Raw genomic sequence first — 24,932 nt, forward strand, 5'->3', positions numbered from 1 at the left:
CGATACGGTCAGCTCCCGGCCGGTACCAGCGTGCCGAAGGAAGCGGCGGCCATCTGCTGGATGTAGCGCATCTCGGTGCCCTCGAGGTTGGTGGGGTTGACCGAGTACACGATCTTGCGGGAGAGGTCGCGGGTGGCGAAGGCGCCGCTCGTGTAGCCGGGGCGGGAGCCCGTCTTGCCCCAGACCGTGACGCCGTTGGAGGCCTTGACGCGCATCAGGCCCATGGTCATGCAGGCCCGGCCGGCGTCGGCCTCGGTGCGGCACTGGCTGCTGTGGAAGCTGGGGACGTCGGGGACCGTGAAGAGGTCGGACTCGAGGGCGGGCGGGAGGAGGCGGCCGCGGAAGAGTGCGGTCATGAAGCGGTCGAGATCGGCGGGCGTGGAGATCATGCCGCCCTCGGCCCACGGCCAGGGACTCTGCTCGGTGACGTCCACCGGGTGGGTGGTGCCGTCGGGGGACTTGACCGTCAGGTAGCCGTCGGAGTGCGGGCTCGGCAGCCGCGGGTCGTCGGCGTCGGGGACGTAGGTGTCGTGCAGACCGAGGGGCCGGGTGATCCGGGACCGCACCTCGTGGGCGAAGGAGTGCCCGGTGATCTTCTCGACCAGCAGGCCGGCGACGTAGTAGTTCATCCCGTTGTACTGCTGTGCGGTGCCCGGCGCGAACTGCATCGGCTCCCCCGCCATCAGATCGATCACCTGCTGCGGGGTGAAGCTCTTCAGGCGGTTGGCGGCGAACCATTCGGGGCTGCCGTCGCCGAAGTCCGGGGTTTCGGCGCCGCGTGGCAGGCCGCTGGTGTGGTTGAGCAGCTGGCCGATCGTGACGGACGGCAGCTCGGCGGGCAGCACGCCGGGCAGGTACCGCTGCACGGGCTGGTCCAGGTCGATCCGGTGCTCGGCGGCGAGCTGGAGGACGAGGGTGGCGGTGAAGACCTTGGAGATGCTGCCGATCCTGATGTGGGCATCGGACGGGACGCCCTGGCCGGTCTCGAGGTTGCCGACGCCCGACGTGCCCGACCAGTGGCCCGCGCTCCCGGTGATCCGCAGCAGCGCGCCGGTGACGTCCGCGTTCGGCAGGCCGCTGATGGCCGCCTTCAGCGCGACCGGGTCCAGCGCGGGCAACGGGGCGGTGGTGGCAGCGGGCGATGAACCCGGGGCGGCGGCGGACGCGGGAGCGGCCGCACCGGTGACCAGGGCCGCGATCAGGGTGCCGGAGACGGCCAGAGCGGTCCGACGGGCGCGGCGGGCGGAGCTGTTCACGAGGGGACTCTCCAGGGTGGATGCGGTCGGGCCGGCGAGCGACCGGCCCGGTCACGAGTCTCACCCGCATCGGCGGACCGGCTCATCAGGGAACGTCCCGGAGTGAACCCTGATCCAACCCTGGCGCTCCGGCGGGGTTTTGACGGATTCCTGACGCGGCGGGCCGCACCGTTTCCCTTGCGGGAGGTGTCCTACCCGGTGTCTCAGCCGGTTGTGAGGAATGGAGTGCCATGGAAGGCACCGTGATCACGGTCGTCGTGGTGGCGTTGTTCGCGCTGCTCGTGCTCAAGAGCGGGATGCGGGTCGTCAACCAGGTGGAGCGCGGGGTGGTGTTCCGGTGGGGGAAGGCGCTGCCCAGTCACCGGCAGCCCGGCATCACCTTCCTGATCCCCTTCGCCGACCGCATGCGCAAGGTGAACGTGCAGGTGGTGACGATGCCCGTGCCGACCCAGGAGGGCATCACCAGGGACAACGTCTCGGTGAAGGTCGACGCCGTCGTCTACTTCCGGGTGACCGACCCGGTGCGCGCGGCCATCGAGGTGCAGGACTACGTCTTCGCCGTGGGGCAGGTCGCCCAGTCGTCCCTGCGCTCCATCATCGGCAAGAGCGACCTGGACGACCTGCTGAGCGACCGGGAGCGGCTGCACGAAGGGCTCGCCCTGATGATCGACAGCCCCGCCGCCGGGTGGGGCGTCCACATCGACCGGGTCGAGATCAAGGACGTCCAGCTGCCGGAGTCGCTGAAGCGGTCCATGTCGCGGCAGGCCGAGGCGGAGCGGGAGCGGCGGGCCCGGGTCATCACCGCGGACGGTGAGTTCCAGGCCGCGCAGCAGCTCGCCAACGCGTCCAGGATCATGTCGGACACGCCCGAGGCCATGCAGCTGCGGTTGCTGCAGACGGTCGTCGAGGTCGCGGCCGAGAAGAACTCCACCCTCGTCATGCCGTTCCCGGTGGAGCTGCTGCGGTACTTCGACCGGACCGTGCAGAAGATCGACGCCGACCTCAGCGCGCCTCAGCCGACCCAGGCGCCTCAGCCGACCCAGCCGCCTCAGCAGACCCAGCCTCAGCCGCCTCAGCAGAGGCAGACCCCGACCGAGCGGGAGCAGGCCCCGGCCCGGCAGGACCCGGTGCAGGAGCGCGCCGAGCAGCCGTAGCCAGCGTCAGCGTCACGCACACCGAGCCCGCCGCCATCGCGGTCATCGCCGCGGCGGGCGAGGTGAGTTGCGCCAGCGAGCCGGCCAGGGCCGCGCTCACGCCCTGCATCGTCAGCATGCCGGAGGAGTGCAGGCCCAGGGCCTGACCGGCGAGTGCACCGGGGGTCAGCTCCATCAGGCGCTCCTGCTGCACCAGGCTCGCGGCGAAACCGGCGGATGCCAGCGTCGCGCACACCACCGCCACCGGCAGCGGCGGGTGCACGCAGAAGACCAGGTACGGCGTCGCCAGCAGCAACAGCAACGGTGTGGCCGCCCGGCGGCGCAGCGCGGGCCGGAGCAGGCGGCCGACCGTCAGGTCCCCGGCGAACATGCCCAGCGCCCCGCAGGCGAACAGGGTGCCGGCGGCGTGCGGGGCGTAGGAGACGTACAGGGACTCGCAGCCCACGACCAAGCCGTTGGGCAGCCACAGGCCCAGGTAGGTCAGGCGGCGCGGGCGGTCGGCCCACAGCAGGGCGTTGGTGCGCCAGGTCGCCGACGGGGAGGGCCGGCCCGCGGTGCGGGGCGGGCGGTCGGTCAGGCCGAGGCGCAGGGTGAGCGCGGCCGCCAGGTACAGGGCCGCCGACAGCAGCAGGCAGGTACGCGGGGAGAGCGTGGCGAGCAGGATCCCGCCGGTGCCGAAACCGGCGATCTGCGCCAGCCCGCTCATCATGTTGAACAGCGAACGCCCCGGCAGGTAGCGGTCCTTGGTGAGAACCTCGTTCAGCAGACCCCAGCGGACCCCGCCGCCGAGGGAGGCCACGAGGCCCAGGACGAGGACGACGGCGAAGAGGGCGCCGACCGGCAGGCCGGGCAGCGCCTGCACCGCCGTACCGGCCGCGAAGGCCAGCGCGATCGCCGACAGGGCCGTCCGCGGGGGCAGCCGGTCGGCGCCGGAGAGCAGGACGGTCGCGCCCAGCACCTGGGCCAGCGTGGGGCCGAACATGCTCACCGCCGACAGCAGCGGGGAGCCGGTCGCCCGGAACACGAGCGTGCCGAGGGCGAGGCCGCCGACGGTCTGCGCGGCGGTCTGCGCGGCCGAGCCGAGGAAGAGCGGGGTGAACTCCGGGGTCCGGAAAAGGGATCGGTAACTGGGCATGTCCGGAGTCTCGGGCGGGCCGCGGAGGGGTCGTTATTGTTTCGCCGTGACGCGAAAGGTCGTACGGCCGTGAGGGGGAGTCGTGGGGTGGTGGCAGCTCAACGCGGACACGCTCGCCCGCAGCCGGTTCGTCATCTCGCCGATCGCCGAGACCTTCGCGTGTCTGAAGCTGCTGCACGCGGGCGAGGGCGCGCACCCCGGTGAACAGCAGTGGCTGCGGACCCATCTGCCGGCCTACCGGGCACGATTGGCCGCGGATCCGGTGACCGCGCGGCTGGTGGAGACGGGGCTCGGACGGGACTGGATCGCCGACTTCCTCACCCCGACCCCCCGGAACGGCGAGGGGTTCGCGCAGGAGGTGGCCCGGGTGCGGTCGACCCCGGCGGACGCCGCCCGTGCCCACCTGCGGATGTCCCTCGCCGGTCCGCTGCCCGCCGTACTGGACCGGGACGATCTGCCCGAGCGGGGCGCCGCGCTGCTGGAGTGGGTGTGGGAGGAGGCCGTACGGCCGTACTGGGCGCGGCGCCTGCGGGTGCTCGAGGCCGACGTGGTCGCGCGGACGGCGCAGGTGAGCCGGGGCGGCTGGGCGAGCGTGCTGGACTCGCTGCGGCCGGGGCGTACCCGGTGGCTCGGCGAGAACCGGCTCCAGATCAATCTGCACGAGTATCCGCCCCGCGAGATCTCCGGGGCCGAGATGCTCTTCGTGCCGGTGACGCCGCAACGGCACGGCTGGGTGGCCTGGGAGGAGGGGGAGCGGTACGCGGTGATCTACCCCTGTGCCGGGGTCCTCACCGACACCGGGGAGCGAGCCGTCCCGACGGGGCTGGGCGCGCTGCTCGGGGCAACCCGGGCCGAGGTGCTGGTCCTCCTCGACTGCCCCATGAGCACCACGCAGCTGACGGCGGTGACGGGTCAGGCACTGGGCTCGGTGGGCCGGCATCTGAGGGTCCTGCGGGAGGCGGGCCTGGTGGCTCGGCGGCGGGCGGGACGGTCGGTGCTGTACGCGCGTACGGCGGCGGGTGAGGTGCTGGTGGAGGCGGGGGCCGGGGTCCGGGCGACGCCACTGCGGCCCCCTGGGGGCACGGGGCGGCGGTGAGGTGCGGCTCCGCCGCGCGCGCCCGGGCCACGGCGAATCCGCAGACGAACGGCTGCCGTACCGGCCCCACCGGGGGACCGCTTACCATCCGGGCATGACGACTACTGACCACAACGGCTCCCCGCTCGACGTCGAGATCGGAGCCCTGCGGGGCGGCTCCGCCAATCTGTCGCAGTACGCCGGCAAGGCCGTGCTGCTCGTGAACGTGGCCTCCCAGTGCGGCCTGACCCCCCAGTACGCGGGCCTGGAGAAGCTCCAGGAGCGGTACGCGGATCAGGGCTTCACCGTGCTCGGCGTGCCCTGCAACCAGTTCCTCGGGCAGGAGCCCGGCTCCGCCGAGGAGATCGCGGAGTTCTGCTCGGCGACGTACGGCGTGACCTTCCCGCTCACCGAGAAGGTGGAGGTGAACGGCGAGGGCCGGCACCCGCTGTACGAGCGGCTCGTCGGTTTCGCCGACGCCGAAGGGGAGAGCGGTGACATCCAGTGGAACTTCGAGAAGTTCCTGATCGGCCGGGACGGACAGGTCGTGGCGCGCTTCCGGCCGCGTACCGAGCCGGACTCCACCGAGGTCGTGACCGCGATCGAGGCCCAGCTCGGCTGAGTCCCGGGCGGCCTTTTCCCTCGCCCCTGGCCCTTGTCCCTTGACCTTGTCCCTGGGGCAGGGGCGAACGTCCTCCGCGCCGGGCGGAGAGGAAACGCCCGGTGACGGAGGATGTCACCGTGCACGAGGAACTGCTCACCATCGGCGCGTTCGCCGCGCGGGCCCGGCTGTCGGCCAAGGCCCTGCGGCTGTACGACCGGCTGGGCCTGCTGGCCCCCGCGCATGTGGACGAGGTGACCGGCTACCGCTACTACCGTGCCGACCAGGCCGAACGGGCCCGTCTCGTGGCCCTGCTACGGCAGTTGGACATGCCGCTCGCCCGGATCGCCGAGGTGGTCGGGGCCGAGGGCGACGAGGGCGCCGAGCGGCTCGCCGCCTACTGGGCGGGCGTGGAGGCCCGGGTCGCCGGGCAGCGGACCCTCGCCGCCTACCTCCGTGGCCGGCTGTCGGGGAGGAGTTCCGAGATGTACGAGCAGTTCGTGATCGAGACCGTGGACGTGCCGGCACAGGTGGTGATCACCGAGTCGCGGCACACGCTGGCGGACGAGCTGCCGACCTGGATCGGCGCGTCGCTGGAGCGGCTGGAGGCGGCCGCGCGGGAGTGCGGAGGGGTCACCGGGGCGCCGTTCGTCGTCTACCACTCCGAGGTCTCGATGGAGAGCGACGGACCGGCCGAGTCCTGTGTGCCGGTGGCCGACGAGGCCGCGGCACGGGCGTGGGCGGCCGGACGCGGGCGGCCCTGGGAGACGAAGGTGCGGGTGGAGCCGGCGGCCCGGCTGGCCTACACGCGGATCACCAAGGCGCAGGTCGCGCATCCGCAGATCCTCGCCGCCTTCGAGGCGGTGGAGCACTGGATGGCCGGGGAGGGGCTGGAGGCGGCCGGTCCCTGCCGGGAGGTCTACTTCGCGGACTGGGAGGCGGCGGGATCCGAGGATCCGGTGTGCGACGTGGCCTTCCCCATCAGGTACTGAGGGCACGGCCGAGCCCTCTCGGCTAGGACGGCGACTGGTCGAGAGGGCTCTTCTGGTGGTGCTTGTTGTGCAGTTGTTCCGACGAGGGTCAGGGAAGAACCCCTTACGCCTTGACCGAGGCCACGAAGGCGTTCCACGCGTCGGCGGGGAAGGCCAGGACCGGACCCTCGGAGACCTTGGAGTCGCGAACGGCGAGTTCGGCGTCGGTGGGCGACTTGACCTCGACGCAGGCGCCGTTGCCGGCGGAATAGGAGGACTTCATCCACGTCTCCGAAGCGCCCTGAATCAGTGCCATGTCCACTCCTGTTGCGAGTTGCGGTAGTGCGGTTCACGCCAACCTTGTCGTCTGATTGGCGTGATCGACGCTACCCGGCAACCGCCCCCGCCGGAGGAGTCGTTCACTCAACCGGATGGCATATTCCAGAGGAGCCTTCCACTGGAGCCGACCGACGGTGTACGATCCGGCGCCCTCTGTGACAGCTGTTCATTCGGCGTACTTCTTGGCCACCTTTGCGATGAACTGCCGGGATTGCTCCACATTCAGGGACTGTGCCCGCAGATGCTCGTACATCACGGCGTACTTCTGCACGTCCTGCGCCTTCTCCAGGTACAGGTCGCTGGTCACGCCCTCCAGGTACACCACGCTGGAGTCGGCCGCGTCGGCGAACTCCAGGATCGCGTACTGGCCGTTGAGACCCGGGTGCGCGCCCACCTCGAACGGCAGCACCTGCACGGTGACGTGCGGCAGCTGGGACATCTCGATCAGGTGCTCCAACTGCTCCCGCATCACGAGCTTGCTGCCCACCTCCCGGCACAGCGCCGCCTCGTCCAGCACCACCCAGAGCCGGAGCGGGTTCTGGTCGGCGGTGATACGTTCCTGTCGGCGCATGCGCACCTGGACACGCTTCTCGATCTCGGCCGTCGACGTCTCCGGCAGGGCGCCCTGCACCAGGGCCTCCGCGTAGGCGCGGGTCTGCAACAGGCCGGTCACCAGCTGGGGTTCGTACACCCGGAGCGACTCCGCGTCGGTCTCCAGGCCGATGTACACGCTGTACGGGATGTCGCCGAAGGTGTGCCACCACCCTTGCTGCCGCGAATCCCGGGCCATCTCCATCAGCGAGTCCACGATCCGCTGGTCCTCGACCTCGTACACCCCGCACAGGTCGCGCACATCACGCTGACTGATGCTTCTGCGGCCGTTCTCCAGCCGGCTGATCTTCGACTGCGACACGAGCAGCCGCTCCGCGACCTCCTCGGCCGTCATGCCCTTGAGCTCACGGAGCCTGCGCAGCTCCTGGCCCAGCCGGCGCCGCCTGACGGTGGGATTGACATTGGACGCCACGGGACGTGCACCTCCGGCTGACTGCCTGTTCCTTGACACTTTCCGTATCTGCTGTTGAGCAGACTGCCACCAAGGTGTCTTCTACCGCTGGGAAATGGTGGATATGCGGCGCGTACGCGTCAGTTCGCCACAGCCCGCCACCCGAAGGGGTGCCATGGACGCAGTCGAGCGGGGCGGTGAGACCACGAGATCTCACCGCCCCGCTCGGACCAGCGACTCCCGAACCTGGCCTGGGGTGACCGGGGTGACGGCTCAGTGGACCACGGCGCGCGCCATGGACCCGCGGTGCGGCTGCATCGGAACACCGCGCGCCGGTTCCGTCGCCCTCGCCGCGGGTGCGCCCTGCCGGCCGGTGGCGGCCGGCCCCCGGCGCGGCTGTGCGGCGGCGCCGTTCTGTACGTCCATCACGGCGTGCGCGACCAGGCCGCCCATGGGGTCGTGCCGGATCAGATCCCGCAGCCGGGACCGGGACGAGCGCCCCTCGTTCCCCGGATACAGGTGCTTGCCGAGTCCGACGGCGTGCGCCAGGGCGGCGAGCGCCGCGGTCCGCGGGTCCGGCGGTACGCCGGTGCGGATCGCGGAATCCAGCCGGGCTCGGATCTCCCGGCTGATCTCGTTGTCCGTCGCCTGGTAGCGAGTCGTCGGCAGCACCCCGCACATCTGACCCGGTACGGCGGCGACCATGCCGCACCGCTCCAGATGCGAGAGGTAGACCTGGCGGAGCCCGAGACGCGGCCCGCCGATCCAGTGGACGGCGCGTACCGGAGCGCCGCGCCTTCGCAGCAACTCCAACGCGCAGTCCAGAGTCGGATCTCCTGTCGGCCGTGGTACCACCACGGCGATACGATCCCCGTCTGGGGCTATCCGTCCGGCCAGCGCCAGCTCCACTAGCTGTGCACCGGCCAGACCGAGGTCGAGCGACTGCGGCTGTGCAGTGGTACCCGTGGCCGGGTCCAGTGCCAGCAGCAGAAGCTCCTCCGGAAGTGTTCTGCGGCTCCTGCCCATCCATGCCTCCCCGCGTGGATGAATGACAGGGTGACCCCTCTCACATTCATCTGTCGAGGGTGCGTGACCGGTTCGTGAGGGAACCGGCAGGTATGTCGTTCTCGTCTACCGCAGGGGCCAAGCCCTCACACAGGACACTGGTACATGGTTCGGACAGCGCGCGCGAGTGGGCGTGCGGCGCATGGAGGAGGCATCGGTGGCGGGCGAGTCCCCCGACAGGTCGAAGCAGCGCGAGTCGTCGGCAGGAGCGACGTCGGGCAGCGCGGCTCCGGTTCCCGAGGCGCGTGACCCGCGCCTCGCCGTAGCCCGCGAAAAGGATTCCTCGGGCGGTGCGGTGGACACCGCGACGAAGGTCCTGTCGGTACGGGACGTGAAGAAACGGGCGGAGGAGGAGCCTTCGGCACCGGCACCGGCGGCATCCGAGAAGTCCGCCGGCACCGACGAGGCGAAGCCCGACGCCGAGGACGCGGCCCTGCGGGACGCGGTCTCGGCGTGGGTGCGTTCCGCGGACCCGAAGAAGCAGGAAGGCGACGCGACTGCAAAGCCGTCCCCGAAGACGCCCGCGAAGAAGGGCGATTCCGAGGAAGAGGCCGAGCAGGCCGAGCCTGAGAAGGCCGACGCCGAAGAGTCCGACGCCGACGCCGACGCGGACGACGCCGACGCGGACGAGCCGACGGGTGCGGCCGAGGAGCCGGACACGCGGGCGCAGGAGGAGACCGAGGACGCGGACGAGGACGAGGACGCGGAGCCCGAGGCAGCGGCCGAGGCCGAGGCCGAGGAGTCTGACGCCCAGGTCCAGGACGCCGAGGCGGAGGAGCCCGGTGACGAGCCGGGGGCCGCCGACGGTGAGGACGCCCCACAGGGGCCACCCGCGGCCGACGACGACAGCCGCACGGATGGTGCGGGCGGGAACGACGACGCCGAGGCGAAGGACGCACCCGCCGACGCGAAGGACGCACCGGCCGACGCGCCGCAGGCACCCGCCGAGGCGAAGGGCGTCGACCAGCCCACCACCGTCTTCAAGGCCGTACGCCCCAAGAAGCCCGAGGTCGACCAGCCGACCACCATGCTCAAGCTGGGCGGCGCCCCCAAGGCCCCGCAGACCCCCCAGGCCCCCAAGACCCCCGACGCCCCCAAGACCCCCGAGGCCGACCCCGAGCGCACCAGCAAATTCATCGCGCTGAAGTCGGACGTCACCACCGCCGTCCCCCAGGTCGGCCCCGAGCGCACCACCCAGCAGCCTCTCCCGCCCAAGCCCCCGCTGGACCTGCTGGCGGAGCTGACGAACACGCCGCCGCCCCCGGAGACCCCGGTCCGCACGCTCGTGCGCAGGGTCAAGATCTGGACCCCCCTGGTCCTGCTCCTGGTGATCATCCTCGGGGTCGTGCAGGCGCTGCGTCCGCTCCCCCGGCCCACCCTCGACCTGACCGCGAAGGACACCTACACCTTCGGCGGCGCCAAGCCGGCCATCCCGTGGCCGTCCCAGGGCCAGGCCGCCCTGGACGTCCAGGGCATCGGCACCTTCGGCTCCTCGGGCGCCCAGAAGCCGGTCCCGATCGCGAGCGTCGCGAAGGTGATGACCGCGTACCTGATCCTGCGCGACCACCCGCTCAAGAGCGGCCAGGACGGCCCGAAGATCACGATCGACAAGCCCGCCGAGGAGCAGTCGGACGCGGGCCAGGAGTCCACCGTCCCGGTCACCGCCGGCGACAAGATCTCCGAGCGCGAGGCCCTGGAGGCCATCCTCCTGCCCTCCGCCAACAACGTGGCCCGGCTGCTCGCCCGCTGGGACTCGCATTCCGAGAAGGCGTTCGTGGCGAAGATGAACGCCGCCGCCAAGGGGCTCGGCATGGCCAACACGACGTACACGGACCCCTCGGGCCTGACGGACTCGACGGTCAGCACGGCCGTGGACCAGGTGAAGCTGGCCAAGAAGGCGATGGAGCAGCCCGCGTTCCGCGAGGTCGCGGCGATGATGTCCTACGTCGACTACAAGGGCGCCAAGCACAACAACTACAACCGGCTGGTCGGCTACAACAACGTCGTCGGCATCAAGACCGGCACCACCACCTCCGCCCGCGGCAACCTCGTCTTCGCGGCGAAGCAGCAGGTCAACGGCGAGACGCGCACCATCATCGGTGCCGCGCTGCGCCAGCCGGCAGGCGGCTCGGACAACACCATCATCAGCGGCGTCCTGGACGCGGGCGACAAGCTGATCCGGGCCGGGCAGGGTGCGCTGAAGTCGGCGACGATCCTGAAGAAGGGCGACGTCGTCGGCTATGTGGACGACGGTCTGGGCGGCCGTACCCCGGTCGTGGCGACGAAGGACGTCACGGCGGCCGGCTGGTCCGGTCTGCAGGTGAAGCTCTCCTTCGCCTCCGACACCGTGCCGCACACCGCGAAGGCCGGCACCCAGGTGGGCACGCTCACCGTGGGTGACGGTTCGGCCGGTGCGGTGAAGGTCCCGGTGGCCCTGGAGAAGGACCTGACCGAGCCGGGCCTCACGGACAAGCTGACCCGCCTCGGCTGAGCCCGTTCCCCCTGCCGCACCCCGCCGACGGAGCCCCGCGGCGGGGTGCGTGCTAGCGTCACGAATCGGGGCAGTACGCCGGTCGGGGGACACGGCCGCGAACTGGATGGGAAACGGCCGGGAACATCAAGGGATGCGGCCGAGAACAGAAAACGGGACACGGGGAGTGCCTCAGGTGGCCACAGCGGAGCCGACACGCGCCGACGACGCCGACCCGGGCCCGGGATCGGGCTCGCGAATACGTCTGTCCACGGCTGACACGGACCGTCGTCACGACCGTCATCACGACCGACGTGACGACCGGGACCGGGGCGACAGCCGTACGCAGGCGCGTCCGGGCCGGCTCGCACGTCTCCTCGCCTCCGCCGAGCCCCTGCGGCAGCGGATGCTCCGGCACCCCGTCCTGTCGATCACGGCCCTCGCGGGCGTCCTGCACATCATCTGGTTCTTCACGTTCGCGAACAGCGGTGGTGATCTCGCGGCCCAGGACGCCTGGGCGGAGTTCGTCGGCCGGCACCCGGACTCGGCGTACAACCTCGCCTGGTACGGGGGCATGCACCCGGTGTCGTACAGCGTGGTGTCGCCGTACCTGATGGCCGTCTTCGGCGTCCGTACGACGATGATGATCGCCGGGACGGTCTCCGCGGGCCTGCTGACCCTGGTGCTGATCCGCAGCCGGGCGGTGCGGAACCCGCTGTGGGCTTCCCTCGCCGGAGTCGTGGCGTTCCTGGCCAACGCGATCTCGGGCCGGGTGACCTTCGGGCTCGGCACGATGTTCGGGCTCGGTGCGGTCGCGGCCGTGCACTGCTGGCCGTACCGGTGGCGGTACAAACGCTGGGCGAAGGCGGTGGTCGCCGCCCCGCTGGCCGGACTGTCCACCATGGCCTCGCCCGTGTCGGGGCTGTTCGTGGGTCTGGTCGCGGCCGCCCTCTTCCTGCAGAAGCGGCGGCCGGGCGCGTGGGCGCTGGGGATCGCGCCCACAGTGGTGGTCGGGGCCTCGTACTTCCTCTTCCCGTTCTCCGGCACCCAGCCGATGACGTTCGGCTCGGTGGTCATGCCCCTGCTGTACGGCCTGCTGTGCCTGTACCTGGTGCCGAAGGAGTGGGTGACCGTACGGCTGACGGCCGCCGTCTACAGCCTGGCCGTCGTGCTGGTGTGGCTGATCAGTTCGCAGATCGGCTCCAACATCTCGCGGCTGCCGATGCTGTTCGCGGGTGCGACGCTGGTCGCCGCGCTGCCCTTCACCGTGCGCAAGTCGCGCCAGTGGTACCTGACCGTGCTGGCCCTGCTGGGCTTCGCCGGCTGGATCGGCTTCAAGTCGGTCGACGACATCATCCACACGACCCCGGCCGCCTCCTGGGCGCGGGAGCTGGCCCCGCTGGTGCACGAGCTGCAGAAGGCCGGCGCCGAGAAGGGCCGCGTCGAGGTGGTCCCGGCCCGCTCGCACCGCGAGGCCTCCGCGCTCGCGCCGTACGTCAACCTGGCGCGCGGCTGGAACCGGCAGGCCGACATGGAGCGCAACCCGCTCTTCTACGACGACACGCTCAACTCGGCGAACTACCACGAGTGGCTCCAGCGGTGGGCCGTGCACTTCGTGGTGCTGCCGAAGGACAACCCCGACGGGGACGGCGGCCAGCGTGAGCGGCAGCTGCTGCAGCGGGGCATGCCGTATCTGAAGCAGATCTGGGGCGACGCGAACTGGCAGCTGTTCCAGGTGACCGACCCGACACCGCTCGCCGAACCGAACGCGGTGGTGGACCGCGCCGAGCAGGGTGAGATGACGCTGGAGGTGCACAAGGCCGGGCGGGTCCTGATCCGGATCCCGTACTCGCCGTGGCTGAGCGTGGTCGACGAGCACGGCAAGAGCCTGAAGCCTCCGCAGGAGACGGAGGCCTCCAAGCACCGGGACGCCGGGACGCCGAAGTCGTACACCAACGTCAACGGCTGTCTGACGGAGACGCCGGAGGACGCCGACGGGGACAAGTGGACGATGTTGCTGGCGCCGAGGGCCGGGACGTACCACTTGGCCGCGCCGTACCAGTTGCCTCGCGGTACGCCGTGCCCCGACGAGCTCAAGTAGTGCCGCGCAGCTCGGTCACGTACCGGTCCGTGCCCGGGATCGTCGGGACGAACGGGGCGACGAGTTCCACCCGTCCCGGCGCGGAGCCGGTGATCTCCGCCTCCGGCCCCGTGAAGTGCCGCTCCCAGCACTCCCGCGGGTCGGCCTCCAGGAACCACAGCAGGGTGAGCCGGGTGTCGACGCCCTCGACCTGCTTGACGTAGGTCATGCGGTCCCCGGGCAGGGGCGTGGGCCGGAAGACCGTGACCATGGCGGCCGGGGAGCCCGCGAGCCGCTTCGGCAGGTGCCGGGTGGTCAGCCACCGGAGCAGCTCGGTCCGCTGCCGGGGCGACTCGGCGTCGACGACCTGCAGCACCAGACCGGCGTAGGGGTGGTCGAGGGCGTGGACGTCCCTCGGGCCCGCCGCGCCGTCCCGGTACACCGTCGTCTCGTGGTCCTGGAAGGCCGTGAACACGTGGGTGCGGTCGTGGTACACGCGGGCGTCCCGATTGAGGCGCTTGTTGATGGCGACCGTCCACTTCATGTGGTCGTCGTAGCGGCCGTCGGTGATCCAGTAGGTGGAGAGGTAGCAGCCGGCGGTGACCGGCCGGGCGATCGCCGACTTCTCCGGGTACCGCAGGAGTTGCAGGTCCCGGGTCGCGACCCAGCGGCGGCCCGCGTACATCCAGGGCATGGCCATCGCGCCGGCGTAGTAGTGGTCGTCCTCGTACCAGCGGTTGTACGCGTACTCGTGGCCGGGGTGCGGCTCGACCATGGTGATCAGGGCGTGGCCGGGGCGGACGCCGTACGGTCCTGCGGCGGCCAGTTCGGCGTACAGCTCGCTGCGGGTCTCGTCGCTCATACGGTTCCCCTTTCCTGCGACGGCCCATACTCTGACGCTCCGTCAGATAAAGCGCCATACCGCGGGAGGCACCGATGTCCCTGCTCGCAGGCAAGACAGTCGTCGTATCGGGAGTGGGCGCCGGGCTGGGCCGTCAGGTCGCCGCGGCCGTCGTCCGGGACGGCGGGAACGCCGTGCTCGGGGCCCGCACCGAGGCCAACCTCGCCAAGAGCGCGGCGGAGATCGACCCCGGCGGGGCGCGCACCGCGTTCCGGGCGACCGACATCACCGACGAGGGGCAGTGCGAGCGGCTGGCCGCGCTGGCGCGGGAGCGGTTCGGCGGGATCGACGCCGTGGTGCAGGTGGCCGCCTGGGACTCCTACTTCGGCGGGGTCGAGGACGCGGACTTCGCGACCTGGCAGTCGGTCATCGACGTGAACCTGCTGGGGACGCTGCGGATGGCCCGGGCCTGCCTGCCGGCACTGAAGGCGGGCGGGGGCGGTTCGGTGGTGTTCATCGGGACGCAGTCGGCCGTGGCCGCGCCGTCGCAGGTGCGGCAGGCCGCGTACGCCGCCTCGAAGGGGGCGCTGACGAGCGCGATGTACTCGCTGGCGCGGGAGCTGGGGCCGCATCGGATCCGCGTCAACACGGTGCTGCCGGGCTGGATGTGGGGGCCGCCGGTGCAGGCGTTCGTGCGGTTCACGGCGCAGAGCGAGGGGGTGCCGGAGGCGGAGGTGCTGGGGCGGCTGACCGAGCGGATGGCGCTGCCGGAGCTGGCCACCGACGGGGATGTGGCGGATGCCGCGGTGTTCCTGTCGTCGGACCGCGCGCGGGCGATCACGGGGCAGTCGCTGCTGGTCAACGCGGGGGAGCTGATGCGCTGACCGACGGCCCGCCTTCGCCGAAGTTGTTCATGTGGATGAACGAGAGTCAATGTCCGGAACGATTTTACCGTGACTTGACCTGACGCTTGGTTGTCGTGTTCACGTGGCCGCACCCACGATCGGGCACATGAACAGTCTCGACTGGGCCGTGCTCATCGGCTACTTCGGTGTGATGGTCGCGATCGGCGTCTGGTCGCACAAGCGCGTCGACAACGTCTCCGACTTCTTCACGGCCGGCGGGAAGATGCCCTGGTGGCTCTCCGGCATCTCCCACCACATGTCGGGCTACAGCGCCGTGATGTTCACCGGGTACGCGGGCATCGCCTACACCTACGGCGTCACCTCCTTCATCACCTGGTCCTTCCCCATCGCGCTCGGCATCGCCATCGGGTCGAAGCTGTTCGCGCCGCGCATCAACCGGCTGCGGTCCCGGCTCCACGTGGCCTCCCCGCTGGAGTACCTGAAGAACCGCTACAACCTCTCCACCCAGCAGGCGCTCGCCTGGTCGGGGATGCTGCTGAAGATCGTGGACGTGGGCGCCAAGTGGGCGGCGATCGCGACCCTGTTGTCGGTGTTCACCGGCGTGACCCTGAACCAGGGCATCCTCATCACCGGCGCGATCACCGCCGTGTACTGCACGATCGGCGGCCTGTGGGCGGACGCGCTGACCGAACTCGGCCAGTTCGTCATCCAGTTGCTGGCCGGTGTCTCGATGTTCGTGGCGGTCGTGCTGAAGCTGAGCGACCAGCACATCGGCTTCCTCGACGCCTGGAACCAGCCCGCGCTGCACGGCCACGGCAAGCCGCTGGTCGGTCCCTACGGCACGGTCTTCCTGCTCGCCTTCCTCTTCATCAAGCTCTTCGAGTACAACGGCGGCATGCTCAACCAGGCCCAGCGCTACATGGCGACGGGCAGCCCGCACGAGGCCGAGCGCGGGGCCCGGCTGTCGGCGGTCCTGTGGCTGGTCTGGCCGGTGGTCCTGTTCTTCCCCATGTGGATGTCCCCGCTGCTGGTCCACGCCCGGAAGCCGGACGGCTCCGACTCCTACGGCCTGATGACGGAACAGCTCCTCCCACACGGCCTGCTGGGCCTCGTCGTCGTCGGCTTCTTCTCCCACACGATGGCGATGTGCTCCTCCGACGCCAACGCGATCGCGGCGGTGTTCACCCGTGACGTGGCGCCGGTGCTGTCCGCACGGGCGCGGGCGTGGGGCGAGCGCTCCGGGCTGATCGCGGCCCGGGTGACGACGGTGGTCTTCCTGGGCCTGTCCATGGCGGTGGCGACCCAGGTCGACTCCCCCACCTTCAAGGACATCATCACCGTCGTGATCAAGTGGGTGGCCGGCCTCATGGGCCCGATCGCCATCCCGATGATGCTGGGTCTGCTGCGCACGTTCCGCCGCTCGGGGCCGACGGCGGCACTGACCAGCTGGGCGGCGGGCCTGCTGGCCTTCTGGCTGGTCAACTACCCGATCAGCTGGCACGTCGACGGCGGGGTGCCGCTCCAGTACCAGGTGTCGGTCCCACTGGCGGTGTCGCTGGTCCTGTACGTCCTGATCGGCCACCTCAAGCCGGAGGACACCCCCGAGCGCCTGGCGATCATCGAGCGGGTGAACTCGGACGGGGACGGGGCCACCGCACGGGCCGTGCCGGTGCCTGCGAGTGCCGGGGACGATGCGACGGGGGAGCCCAACTCAACGCTGTAACCTGCCGGTTGGTTGATCAACTGGCAGGAACGGGGACGACATGAGTATCGATGCGGTGCGGGCGGCCTCCCGAGTGGTGGGCCGCCGTACCACTCTGCGCTACCTCGCCGTCGGAGTCGGGGCCTCTCTGCTCGCCGCGTGCAAGGGAAAGAGCGGGAGCGACGGCAGCACCGGATCCGGCGGTCCGTCGGCGACCGCCGGCGTCACCGGCAAGGCCTTCGCGGCCTTCGTACGCGGCTCCTGGAAGGTCACCTCGCAGCCGCCGGGCGCGAGCGCCGAGGCCTACACGTACACCGTCACCATCGGTGACGGGACGTGGGCCATGGAGGCCGGCGGGAGGTCACCGAAGGGCACGTGGTCGCTCCAGGGCGGCCGGCTCGCCCTGCGAGTGCCCGAGCGGCTGGACCCCGACAGCGAGGAGATGGACGACGCCGCCGCCGAGAACGTTCCGGCGACGGTCGGCGACTCGGTCTCGGTGGGCCTGCCCTGGCAGCCGCCCGGCACGTCGGGCACCGGTTCCGGCGAGCGGCTGGAGGCCGACTACACCAAGCAGGCCGGGCTGCGGATCCGGCACTTCGACGCCAACGGCAGTATGACCACCCACCACTGCGTGCGGGCCTGAGGCCGGTCAGGCCCGCGGATACCGGGCCAGCCACCCCGGTGAGGAACCGGCGGGGCCGTGAAGCGCAGGGCCCTGGGTCATCTCCATCGCGAAGTCGTCGGCGAGTTCGAGGATCGTGGGGCGGCCCTCCAGTTCGGCCAGCCAGGCCGGCGGGAGGGCCGTCTCGCCGTGCAGGGCGCCCAGCAGACCGCCGGTCAGCGCGCCCGCCGCGGCCGAGGGGCCGCTCTGGTTCACCGCCAGGCACAGGCCGTGCCGTACGTCCTCACCGACGAGGGCGCAGTAGACGGACGCGGCGAGCAGACCGTCCGCCGTGCCGTCGCCCGCCAGCTCCTCCACCCGGGTCGGACCGGGCATCCCCTGCCGTACCGCGCCGAGGGCGTGCTGGAGGGCGTCGGCGACGGGCTGGTGGCCGGGGCGGGCGGCGAGCAGGGCGAGAGCCTTCTGGACGGCGCCGTCCAGGCTGTCGCCGCGGGCCAGGGCGTGCACGATGACGGCGTACGCGCCCGCCGAGAGGTAGGCGATGGGGTGGCCGTGGGTCTGGGCCGCGCACTCCACGGCCAGCTGCACCACGAGCTGCGGCTCCCAGCCGACCAGCAGCCCGAAGGGCGCCGAGCGGGCGACGGCCTCCGGGCCCAGCTCGCCGGGGTTCTTCGGCTGCTCCAGCGTGCCCATGGCGTCGTCGCCGAACCCGAGGAGCAGGGTGCGGCTGGGGTCGCGGCGGGCGTACAGCCACTCCTCGCGCGCCAGCCAGCCGTCGTCCTTGCGGCGCTCGTCGGGCCCCCAGTCCCGCTGGGTGGCCAGCCAGCGCCGGTACGCCCGGTGCAGATCGGTCGGCGGGTGCCAGGCGCCGGTGTCCCGGCGCACCTGGGCCCGTATCAGCCCGTCCACGCTGAACAGGGTCAGCTGGGTGTGGTGGGTGACCGTGCCGCGCCGCCCGTGCCCGAAGGCCAGGTCGAGCAGGCCCTCCGGACCGAACGTGGTGCGGATCTCCTCCAGGGACAGCGCATCGGCCGGGCCGCCCAGCGCGTCCCCCACGGCGACCCCGAGCAGGGCGCCCCGCACCCTGCCGCGGTAGTCCTGCTGTTCGGCACGGCCCCAGACGGCGCCGGATGTCGCACCCATCCAGACCTCCTCACGGCACCGGCCGTCCGTACGACGGTCAGCACTGTAATCGACGGAGAACGGTCCGTTCACGGGGGCAAACCGGCCGCGACGGGTCATTCCCGCACAGCTATGAGCGCTTCGACCCCGTCGAGAATCCGGTCGAGGCCGAACGCGAGCGGGTCGACGCCGGTCGGCTCGAAGGCGCCGTCGGCGATGGCCCGGGTCAGGGCCGGGAACCGGTCCGCGTGGCGTTCGAGCACCTCACCGGTGAGGCGGTTCCACTCCCGGTCCTCCTCCGCGTCGAAGTCGGCCGTCTGCTGCGCGAGGCTGCGCACCAGGCCGACGACGAGGACGAAGACCTGGTGCCGCTGGGCAGCCGGCAGGCCGGTCGGCTCCAGGGCGGCGTGCGCCGCGTCCAGCCAGCCGAGCTGGTGCGGGCCCATGACCTGGCGGCGCATCGCCGTGGCGGCGAGCGCCCACGGGTGGGCCCGGTACAGGTCCAGGCACCGGCGGGCCCACTCCCTGATTCCGGCTCGCCAGTCGCCCTCCGCGCCGGAGAGGTCGGGGACCTCGGCGAGCATCGACTCGATCATCAGCTCGACCAGTTCCGCCTTGCCGGGGACATAGCGGTAGAGCGCCATCGCCGAGACGCCGAACTCGGCGGCGACCTTGCTCATCGAGACCGCGTCCAGGCCCTGGGCGTCGGCCAGTTCGACGGCGGCCGCGGCGATGCGCTGCGGGGACAGCGTCGGCTTGGGACCGCGCGTGGGCTGCTCCTGTTCGCCCCACAGCAGCGCGAGGGCCGCCCGGGCGTCGCGCGGCGTGTCCTGTTGTCCCTTGTTCCGTCCGGCCACGAGGTCCCTTCCGTTCGGCGGGCGCGAGCCCGTTGACTCCACCCGGCAACTGTATATACCGTAAATGACAGAACGGCGGATGCCGTAAACAGTTTAGGGGGAACACCATGCTGCTGACCTACCGCGCCCTCAAGCGCCGCGCCCACGCCAAGAGCCTGCGCATCACCACCCCGAACGGCGTCGACGAGTCCTCCTACGTCCGCATCGGCGGCATCGACCAGTGGATCTCCGTCCGCGGCGACGACCGGACGAACCCGGTGATCCTGGAGGTCCACGGCGGCCCCGGCGCCTCCAACCTCATCCACGTCCCCCGCACCCGCGCCTGGGAGCGGCACTTCACGATCGTCCGCTGGGACATGCGGGGCGCCGGAAAGACGTTCGCGGCGGGCGGCCCCGAAGCGCAGGGCGAGATGACCCTGGACCGCCTCCACCAGGACGCCCTGGAGGTGACGGACCACATCCGCGCCCGCCTGGGCGTGGACAAGGTCGTGCTCCTCGCCAACAGCTTCGGCTCGGTCACCGGCCTCCGCCTGGCCCGCGACCACCCCGAGCGGTACTCGGCGTACGTCGGCACGGACCAGAACATCGTCGGCGGGGGCCGCGACACCTCGGCGTACGAGGCGCTGCTGGCCCGGCTGGAGAAGGCGGGCAGGAAGAAGGACCTGGCGAAGATGGCGGCGATGGGACCCGACCACTCCGCCTGGTCGGCCCACATGTGGGCGGAGTACTCGAAGACGGTGGTCACGACCGACCCGCTGACCTACGACACGATGAAGACGGTCATCATCCGCTCCCTCTGGTTCTCCCCGCTCCACACCCTGCGCGACCTGCGCACGTACCTGAAGGGCATGACGTTCTCGGAGCAACTGGGCCCGCAGGCGACGACCATCGACGAACGGGCCGAGGGCACTGTCTTCCGCCTCCCCTTCTTCCTCTTCCAGGGCGACAGCGACGTCCTCACCCCACCGGAGCCGGCCCGCCGCTTCTACGAGGAGGTCACGGCCCCGGTGAAGGACTTCGCCCTCATCCCGGAGGCCGCCCACTTCGCGTCCTTCCGGCACCCGGACCGGTTCCTGGACCTGCTGCTGAAGAAGGTGCGGCCGGTGGTCACCGGGGAGCCGGTGGGGCGCTGATCCCGCCCGTTGGGCCACCGGCCCTCCTGGGTCTATCGTCTGAATCCTGAGGCCAGGACGAGGAGGACGGCCGGTGATGCCGCAGGACGAGGCCGTGATCGGCTGCACGGGGAAGCTACTCATCGCAACGCGCGGATCCGCGGGCCCCGGCGAAGTCCTGGTGCGGGTCAGAGGCGGCTCCGAGACCTTCCTCGCCTGGTCGGAGAAGCCCCTGCAGATGGGCGCGACCGTGCTCGTGATCGAATCACGTGGATGCCGCGAGGTCGGCGTCATCGAGTGGGTGGATCCATTGGACGCGCTCGGCGGAGACCCCGCCGGCGCAGGCTGAGGAGAACAAGCATGTTCGGATACCGCGTTCCCGCTCCCGACGAGGCGATGTTGATCTCGGGGGGCCGGCGGGGACTGGGGGGCGCGCCGTTCCGAGTGGTGACGGGGCACGGCAAGTTCGTGCTGCCGGTCTTCAGGAAGGTCCGCTTCCTCACCCTGTCGATGTGCGAGTCCGAGGTCACCGAGACCTGCGTGACCCGCCAGGGCATCGCGTTGCACGTCCGCGCGGTCATCGCCTTCAAGGTCGGCAACGACCACGAGAGCATCATCAACGCCGGCCAGCGGTTCCTCTCCGACCAGGAGCAGATGTCGGTCCTCACCGGCCGGATCTTCGCGGGACACCTGCGGGCGATCATCGGCTCGATGACGGTCGAGGAGATCGTCACCGAGCGGCAGAAGCTCGCCGCGGAGGTCCTGGACACCTCCAAGACGGAGATGGCCAAGATCGGCCTGACCGTGGACTCGCTGCAGATCCAGTCCATCGACGACGGCGACACCGGCTACATCGACGCGATGTCCGCGCCGCACAAGGCGGCCATCCAGCGGCAGGCGCAGATCGCCCAGGCGCAGGCCACCCAGGCCGCGGTCGAGGCGGAGCAGGCGGCGGCCCGCAAGCAGGCCGAGTACGCCCGGCAGACCGCCATCGTCAAGGCCGAGTACTCGGCCGAAGTCGACCGCGCCCAGGCGGAGTCCGCGCAGGCCGGACCGCTGGCCCAGGCCCACGCCCAGCAGGAGGTGCTCGCCGCCCAGACGGAACTTGCCCAGCGCCAGGCCAAGTTGCGCCAGCAGCAGCTCGTTGCCGAGGTCGTCAAGCCCGCCGAGGCCGAGGCCGAGCGGGTCAGGATCCTCGCCGCCGCCGAGGCACAGCGGATGAAGATCCAGGCGGAGGCCGCGGCCTCCTACGACCGGGTCGCGCTCGACCGGATGCTGATCGACCAGCTCCCGCAGATCGTGAAGGAGGCCGCCGGAGGCCTGGCCGGCGCCAACGTCAACGTCCTGAACGGCGCTGACGGCCTCGGCGAGATCGCCGCCGGACTGGTCTCCCAGGGCCTGACGATCCTCGACTCCGTCCGGCAGAACCTGGGCGGCCAGGAATCCGACGGCCACCGCGCCGAGGAGCGCAAGGGCAGCGACCTGCTCCAGCTGCACACGGGCAAGGACCGGAAGTCGGACGACGGTCCGGTGAACGTCGACTAGGTTCCCGGGCGTCGCCGCTCACCTCGCGTAGCGCGCCCGCATCGCGTCCCGGGCCGCGGTCACCCGTGTCAGGCGGGGTGCGAGTCCGCCCCGGTCCATGCCGGGACTGCGCAGGAGCACGGCGAGGCAGTCGGTCAGGGTGGCCAGGGCGCTGTAATCGGCCGGGCCGAGGGGGAGCACCGCGTCCAGGCGCGGCCAGTCCTGGACGGCCGCGCTGGTCGTGGCCTCGACGAGCCACCTCGCCCGCCGCTCCGGGAGGGCGTCGGGGTGCCGGGCCGAGCCGGCCAGACGTGTCCACAGGAAGTGGGCGGCCGCCGTGCCCTCCGCCCCGCTGACCGCCACGGCCAGGTGCAGCAGTCCGAGGTACTCGTCGGTGGCCCGCCACTGCTCGGCGGCCTCCCGGGCCAGGGACCAGTTCCGCAGGCGCAGGTGTACAGCGCATCGGGTCGCCGCGCTGTCCGCCTCGGCAAGTGCCTCCTCGAGCCGGCCGCTCAGCAGATGCACGACGGCCGACGTGTGACGGGCCCAGCGGGGATCTCCACCCAGCGAGACGAATCGCTCCAGGTCCGCGCGCGCCTGGTCCAGTCGGCCCACCGCGATGTCCGTCTGGATCTTGTGCCCCAGCGCCCAGGGGCCCTCGGGGTCCAGTTCCACCGCTCGGTAGACGTCGGCGAGCGCCTTGCCGTAGGCGCACCGGCGTCGGTGCGCATGGGAGCGGTGCACCAGGGCCCAGGGGTAGTCCGGTGCCAGGCTCAGCGCGTGGTCGAGGTCGGCCAGCGCCTCCTCGTCACGGCCGTGCTTGCAGTGCAGTGCGCCCCGGCTGGCGTAGACGGAGGGATAGTCCGGGTCGAGGGCGACGGCCTTCCGGTAGTCGGCCAGGGCTTCCTCCTCACGGCCCACGGCGCTCAGCGCGTCGCCTCGCTCGCACAGCACCCAGGGTGCCTCCGGATCGAGCGCCACCGCGCGGTCGAGGTCGGCCAGTTGGCGCTCGCGATCGCCCCTCGACCGCAGCAGCCGGGCTCGGCGGACCAGGCCCCAGACGAAGTCCGGGTCGATCTCCAGTGCGCGGTTCACGTCCGCCAGCGCGTGGTCGTACCGCGCCAGTGCATGGTACGTGGCCCCCCTCGTGGCCCAGGCGGCCGGCAGCGCGGGGGCGAGTTCGATCGCCCGGTCCAGATCCCGCAGGGCGGCGTCGTAGTGCCCGATCCTGCGGTGGTAGTCGCCACGCAACGTCAGGTTCCCGGCGTTGTCGGGATCCCGGACGAGCGCATGGTCCAGATCCGCGATCGCCCCTTCGAAGTCCTGGAGCAGGACGCGGGTCACGGCACGGCCGACGTAGGTGCGGGCGGACTCGGGGTCGAGCGCCACCGCTCGGTCGTACTCGGTCAGCGCGCGCTCGTAGTCGTCGCGCGCCCGGAAGGCGTTGCCGCGCACGACATGAGCGATGGCCTGGGACTCCGGGTCGAGCGCGGCCCGGTCGATCAGCAGGAGCAGCGCATCCGCGGCGGTCGAGTCCTGCAACGCTTGCAGCAGGTCCCTGCCCCAGTGGGACACCGCCTCGGTCCGGGTGTCCGCTCCGGCCTGCACCAGCATCTCGGCCCAACGGCGGGCTTCCTCGTCGCCCCGCTGGAAGGCCCGTACCAGGCCTCCGAGAACGGCCGGCAGCGCGGCCTGCTCCCCCGCGCACAACCGGTGATACGCCTCGGCCAGCCGCAGTTCCCTCCATCTCTCGTCCGCCCAGGGGTCGTCCAGCCCCGCCTCCCGCTCCTCCCGCCACCCCTCGAACGTCTCCGCCAGCCGTTCGTGCCGTTCCGTCCATCCCCGCGGTGAGCGCCCGTGCTGCAATCGCAGCATCGGCGCGCGTACGACATCGTGGTACTGGACCCGGTCACCGCGCTCGCTGACGAACGGCATCCCCCGCAGCCAGTCGTACAACGCCTCGGCCTCGTCCTCCTCGCACTCCACCACCGCCCGGAACACATCGGCGTCCAGACGCCGGGGCAGTGCGCAGGCCAGGGCCACCGCCCGGCGTAGCGGATCCGGCTCCCACTTCAGGAACCGTTCCACCGCCGTGGCACTCGGATCGCCCACGTCGTCCGGGTCGGCGGGGCGGGTCTCGGCGAGGGTGGAGACGAGGACGGGAAGGCCGCCGGTCAGCCGCAGCACCTCCGTGACCACCGGTTCCGCCACCACTCCCCGGTCCGCGAGCAGTCCCCGCGCCTCCGCCTCCGTGAACGGGCCGAGCGGCACATCCGTCATGAAGTCCGCGAAACCGCCCCAGCGGGCGGTGTCGAAGGGGCGCTGGCCGGCGGTGACGACGATGACGTCGGCGGGGAGGGCGCCGTAGCGGTCGGTGGTCATCAGCTCGTGCAGCCAGCTGTCGAGGAAAGGGCCGGTGCGTTCGTAGGTGTCGAAGAACAGGACCAGCCAGGGGACCGACGCCGTGGCGTCCGACAGTCCGTCCAGCAGCTTCGGCGTGAGCACCCGCTCCGGTGACAGCACCAGCTGCACATCTTCCTGGCTGCGGAAACGCGCGCTGAGCCTGGCCCTCAAGCGGGCCGCCCCCTCGGCCAGTTGGCCCGCGTCCACGGCGCCGACGAGGGCACCGGCGCCGGGTATCAGCGCGCCCACGCCCGCCATGCCGAGCCGTACCGCCGTCGTGGTCAGCGGGGACGGGCCCTCGGGCGCGGGCTCCAGGGCCGCCACCTCGGCCTCCGCCTCGTGCCGTCGCTCCCGGTGGGCAGCGAGGGCTTCCTCCAGCTTCTTCAAGCGGTGCCCCTGGCGGGCCAGTTGGCCGCAGATCGCCGCCATCGCCTCCGGCACGCTCCCGGCGCTTTCGTCGACGTACGCCGTCAGCGCGCCGCGCTCCCGTGCGGTCTGCTCCAACTCCCGTATCAGGAAGGTCTTTCCGACGCCCGCGTTGCCGTGGACGTGGAAGAGGAAACGGTGCCGCTCGTCCTCCGGGGGAAGCTCCAAGTTCTCCCGGAACGCCGCCCGTTCACCGCTGCGGCCGACGAAGCCGGCCCGTCTGCGCCGTCCGATCAGCTCCTGCATCGACGGCCGTGCCTGCGCCATCCGTACGCCCGCCCTTCCCCCGAGGCCCCGCACCTCATTCT

Annotated in this window: 20 protein-coding genes and 1 pseudogene; 12 read left to right on the plus strand and 9 right to left on the minus strand. The window is 71.4% G+C overall.

Features of this window, described 5'->3' with window-relative positions; genetic code table 11:
- Window positions 1-8: 8 nt before the first annotated feature.
- On the minus strand, window positions 9-1,256 hold the full coding sequence (locus ACIHEJ_RS18885; RefSeq protein WP_400136683.1) for a serine hydrolase domain-containing protein: 1,248 nt from the start codon (window positions 1,254-1,256) through the stop codon (window positions 9-11).
- Window positions 1,257-1,486: 230 nt separating this feature from the next.
- Between ACIHEJ_RS18885 and ACIHEJ_RS18890 the strand changes: the two are divergent.
- Window positions 1,487-2,231 (plus strand): annotated as a pseudogene (locus ACIHEJ_RS18890) (slipin family protein); the annotation flags it as partial.
- Window positions 2,232-2,258: 27 nt separating this feature from the next.
- On the opposite strand, the gene ACIHEJ_RS18895 reads toward ACIHEJ_RS18890, so the two are convergent.
- Entirely contained in the window at window positions 2,259-3,545 is a 1,287-nt protein-coding gene (locus ACIHEJ_RS18895; protein WP_400136684.1) for an MFS transporter, read from the minus strand.
- Between the two features lie 82 nt (window positions 3,546-3,627).
- Between ACIHEJ_RS18895 and ACIHEJ_RS18900 the strand changes: the two genes are divergently transcribed.
- The 3 genes from ACIHEJ_RS18900 to ACIHEJ_RS18910 all read left to right on the plus strand — a co-directional run bounded on the left by ACIHEJ_RS18900 (window position 3,628) and on the right by ACIHEJ_RS18910 (window position 6,213).
- On the plus strand, window positions 3,628-4,641 hold the full coding sequence (locus ACIHEJ_RS18900) for an ArsR family transcriptional regulator (RefSeq protein ID WP_400136687.1): 1,014 nt from the start codon (window positions 3,628-3,630) through the stop codon (window positions 4,639-4,641).
- 94 nt (window positions 4,642-4,735) lie between these two features.
- On the plus strand, window positions 4,736-5,242 hold the full coding sequence (locus ACIHEJ_RS18905; protein ID WP_400136690.1) for a glutathione peroxidase: 507 nt from the start codon (window positions 4,736-4,738) through the stop codon (window positions 5,240-5,242).
- A 101-nt stretch (window positions 5,243-5,343) separates the two neighbouring features.
- Entirely contained in the window at window positions 5,344-6,213 is an 870-nt protein-coding gene (locus ACIHEJ_RS18910) for a MerR family transcriptional regulator (RefSeq protein WP_400136691.1), read from the plus strand.
- A 103-nt stretch (window positions 6,214-6,316) separates the two neighbouring features.
- Here the strand turns inward: ACIHEJ_RS18910 and ACIHEJ_RS18915 are convergent, their stop codons facing one another.
- The 3 genes from ACIHEJ_RS18915 to ACIHEJ_RS18925 all read right to left on the minus strand — a co-directional run bounded on the left by ACIHEJ_RS18915 (window position 6,317) and on the right by ACIHEJ_RS18925 (window position 8,560).
- Window positions 6,317-6,508, minus strand: a complete 192-nt coding sequence (locus ACIHEJ_RS18915) for a DUF397 domain-containing protein (protein WP_366016804.1) — start codon at window positions 6,506-6,508, stop codon at window positions 6,317-6,319.
- A 189-nt stretch (window positions 6,509-6,697) separates the two neighbouring features.
- A complete protein-coding gene (locus tag ACIHEJ_RS18920; RefSeq protein WP_366011277.1) occupies window positions 6,698-7,555 on the minus strand; it encodes a helix-turn-helix transcriptional regulator in 858 nt (285 codons plus the stop codon).
- A gap of 252 nt (window positions 7,556-7,807) precedes the next feature.
- Window positions 7,808-8,560, minus strand: coding sequence for a GPP34 family phosphoprotein (locus ACIHEJ_RS18925; RefSeq protein ID WP_400136695.1), 753 nt, complete (start codon window positions 8,558-8,560; stop codon window positions 7,808-7,810).
- Between the two features lie 181 nt (window positions 8,561-8,741).
- On the opposite strand from ACIHEJ_RS18925, the gene ACIHEJ_RS18930 reads away from it, so the two are divergent.
- Window positions 8,742-11,090: a D-alanyl-D-alanine carboxypeptidase gene (locus tag ACIHEJ_RS18930; RefSeq protein ID WP_400136698.1), complete on the plus strand. Its 2,349-nt coding sequence runs from the start codon at window positions 8,742-8,744 to the stop codon at window positions 11,088-11,090.
- Window positions 11,091-11,265: 175 nt separating this feature from the next.
- Window positions 11,266-13,170, plus strand: a complete 1,905-nt coding sequence (locus ACIHEJ_RS18935; protein ID WP_400136700.1) for an MFS transporter — start codon at window positions 11,266-11,268, stop codon at window positions 13,168-13,170.
- Here ACIHEJ_RS18935 and ACIHEJ_RS18940 read toward each other — a convergent pair.
- Window positions 13,163-14,011 (minus strand): hypothetical protein, encoded by an 849-nt coding sequence (locus ACIHEJ_RS18940; RefSeq protein ID WP_400136703.1) that lies wholly within the window; start codon window positions 14,009-14,011, stop codon window positions 13,163-13,165. The two genes, ACIHEJ_RS18935 and ACIHEJ_RS18940, sit on opposite strands and share 8 nt — an antisense overlap.
- Before the next feature lie 74 nt (window positions 14,012-14,085).
- Between ACIHEJ_RS18940 and ACIHEJ_RS18945 the strand changes: the two genes are divergently transcribed.
- The 3 genes from ACIHEJ_RS18945 (at window position 14,086) to ACIHEJ_RS18955 (ending at window position 17,201) form a co-directional block, all read left to right on the plus strand.
- The gene (locus ACIHEJ_RS18945) at window positions 14,086-14,874 is read left to right on the plus strand and encodes an SDR family oxidoreductase (protein WP_400136706.1); all 789 of its coding nucleotides are present in this window, start codon (window positions 14,086-14,088) and stop codon (window positions 14,872-14,874) included.
- A gap of 127 nt (window positions 14,875-15,001) precedes the next feature.
- Window positions 15,002-16,579, plus strand: a complete 1,578-nt coding sequence (locus ACIHEJ_RS18950) for a sodium:solute symporter family protein (protein ID WP_400136709.1) — start codon at window positions 15,002-15,004, stop codon at window positions 16,577-16,579.
- Window positions 16,580-16,619: 40 nt separating this feature from the next.
- The gene (locus ACIHEJ_RS18955; RefSeq protein ID WP_400136711.1) at window positions 16,620-17,201 is read left to right on the plus strand and encodes a hypothetical protein; all 582 of its coding nucleotides are present in this window, start codon (window positions 16,620-16,622) and stop codon (window positions 17,199-17,201) included.
- 6 nt (window positions 17,202-17,207) lie between these two features.
- On the opposite strand, the gene ACIHEJ_RS18960 is transcribed toward ACIHEJ_RS18955, so the two are convergent.
- Entirely contained in the window at window positions 17,208-18,323 is a 1,116-nt protein-coding gene (locus ACIHEJ_RS18960; RefSeq protein WP_400136714.1) for an ADP-ribosylglycohydrolase family protein, read from the minus strand.
- Window positions 18,324-18,418: 95 nt separating this feature from the next.
- Window positions 18,419-19,159 carry a TetR/AcrR family transcriptional regulator gene (locus ACIHEJ_RS18965; protein WP_400136715.1) on the minus strand — a complete coding sequence of 247 codons (741 nt, stop codon included), beginning with the start codon at window positions 19,157-19,159 and terminating at the stop codon, window positions 18,419-18,421.
- Window positions 19,160-19,266: 107 nt separating this feature from the next.
- Here ACIHEJ_RS18965 and ACIHEJ_RS18970 point away from each other — a divergent pair, with 107 nt between their 5' ends.
- From ACIHEJ_RS18970 to ACIHEJ_RS18980, 3 genes are all read left to right on the plus strand, one after another.
- Complete coding sequence (locus ACIHEJ_RS18970) at window positions 19,267-20,292, plus strand: alpha/beta fold hydrolase (protein ID WP_400136718.1); 1,026 nt, start codon at window positions 19,267-19,269, stop codon at window positions 20,290-20,292.
- Between the two features lie 76 nt (window positions 20,293-20,368).
- A complete protein-coding gene (locus ACIHEJ_RS18975) occupies window positions 20,369-20,620 on the plus strand; it encodes a hypothetical protein (RefSeq protein WP_400136721.1) in 252 nt (83 codons plus the stop codon).
- Window positions 20,621-20,631: 11 nt separating this feature from the next.
- Window positions 20,632-21,816: a flotillin family protein gene (locus ACIHEJ_RS18980; protein ID WP_400136723.1), complete on the plus strand. Its 1,185-nt coding sequence runs from the start codon at window positions 20,632-20,634 to the stop codon at window positions 21,814-21,816.
- An 18-nt stretch (window positions 21,817-21,834) separates the two neighbouring features.
- Here ACIHEJ_RS18980 and ACIHEJ_RS18985 read toward each other — a convergent pair whose 3' ends face one another.
- Entirely contained in the window at window positions 21,835-24,891 is a 3,057-nt protein-coding gene (locus ACIHEJ_RS18985) for a tetratricopeptide repeat protein (RefSeq protein WP_400136726.1), read from the minus strand.
- Between the last annotated feature and the right edge of the window lie 41 nt (window positions 24,892-24,932).

The sequence above is a fragment of the Streptomyces sp. NPDC052301 genome (assembly GCF_044593395.1).
Lineage (GTDB): Bacteria > Actinomycetota > Actinomycetes > Streptomycetales > Streptomycetaceae > Streptomyces.

What these genes read in the sequence shown, in the direction of transcription:
- ACIHEJ_RS18945 (WP_400136706.1), top strand. Translation starts at nt 14,086, where the DNA reads ATGTCCCTGCTCGCAGGCAAGACAGTCGTCGTATCGGGAGTGGGCGCC.
- ACIHEJ_RS18925 (WP_400136695.1), bottom strand. Translation starts at nt 8,560, where the DNA reads ATGGGCAGGAGCCGCAGAACACTTCCGGAGGAGCTTCTGCTGCTGGCA.
- ACIHEJ_RS18955 (WP_400136711.1), top strand. Translation starts at nt 16,620, where the DNA reads ATGAGTATCGATGCGGTGCGGGCGGCCTCCCGAGTGGTGGGCCGCCGT.
- ACIHEJ_RS18980 (WP_400136723.1), top strand. Translation starts at nt 20,632, where the DNA reads ATGTTCGGATACCGCGTTCCCGCTCCCGACGAGGCGATGTTGATCTCG.
- ACIHEJ_RS18895 (WP_400136684.1), bottom strand. Translation starts at nt 3,545, where the DNA reads ATGCCCAGTTACCGATCCCTTTTCCGGACCCCGGAGTTCACCCCGCTC.
- ACIHEJ_RS18940 (WP_400136703.1), bottom strand. Translation starts at nt 14,011, where the DNA reads ATGAGCGACGAGACCCGCAGCGAGCTGTACGCCGAACTGGCCGCCGCA.
- ACIHEJ_RS18975 (WP_400136721.1), top strand. Translation starts at nt 20,369, where the DNA reads ATGCCGCAGGACGAGGCCGTGATCGGCTGCACGGGGAAGCTACTCATC.
- ACIHEJ_RS18930 (WP_400136698.1), top strand. Translation starts at nt 8,742, where the DNA reads ATGGAGGAGGCATCGGTGGCGGGCGAGTCCCCCGACAGGTCGAAGCAG.
- ACIHEJ_RS18985 (WP_400136726.1), bottom strand. Translation starts at nt 24,891, where the DNA reads ATGGCGCAGGCACGGCCGTCGATGCAGGAGCTGATCGGACGGCGCAGA.
- ACIHEJ_RS18970 (WP_400136718.1), top strand. Translation starts at nt 19,267, where the DNA reads ATGCTGCTGACCTACCGCGCCCTCAAGCGCCGCGCCCACGCCAAGAGC.
- ACIHEJ_RS18915 (WP_366016804.1), bottom strand. Translation starts at nt 6,508, where the DNA reads ATGGCACTGATTCAGGGCGCTTCGGAGACGTGGATGAAGTCCTCCTAT.
- ACIHEJ_RS18950 (WP_400136709.1), top strand. Translation starts at nt 15,002, where the DNA reads ATGAACAGTCTCGACTGGGCCGTGCTCATCGGCTACTTCGGTGTGATG.
- ACIHEJ_RS18905 (WP_400136690.1), top strand. Translation starts at nt 4,736, where the DNA reads ATGACGACTACTGACCACAACGGCTCCCCGCTCGACGTCGAGATCGGA.
- ACIHEJ_RS18960 (WP_400136714.1), bottom strand. Translation starts at nt 18,323, where the DNA reads ATGGGTGCGACATCCGGCGCCGTCTGGGGCCGTGCCGAACAGCAGGAC.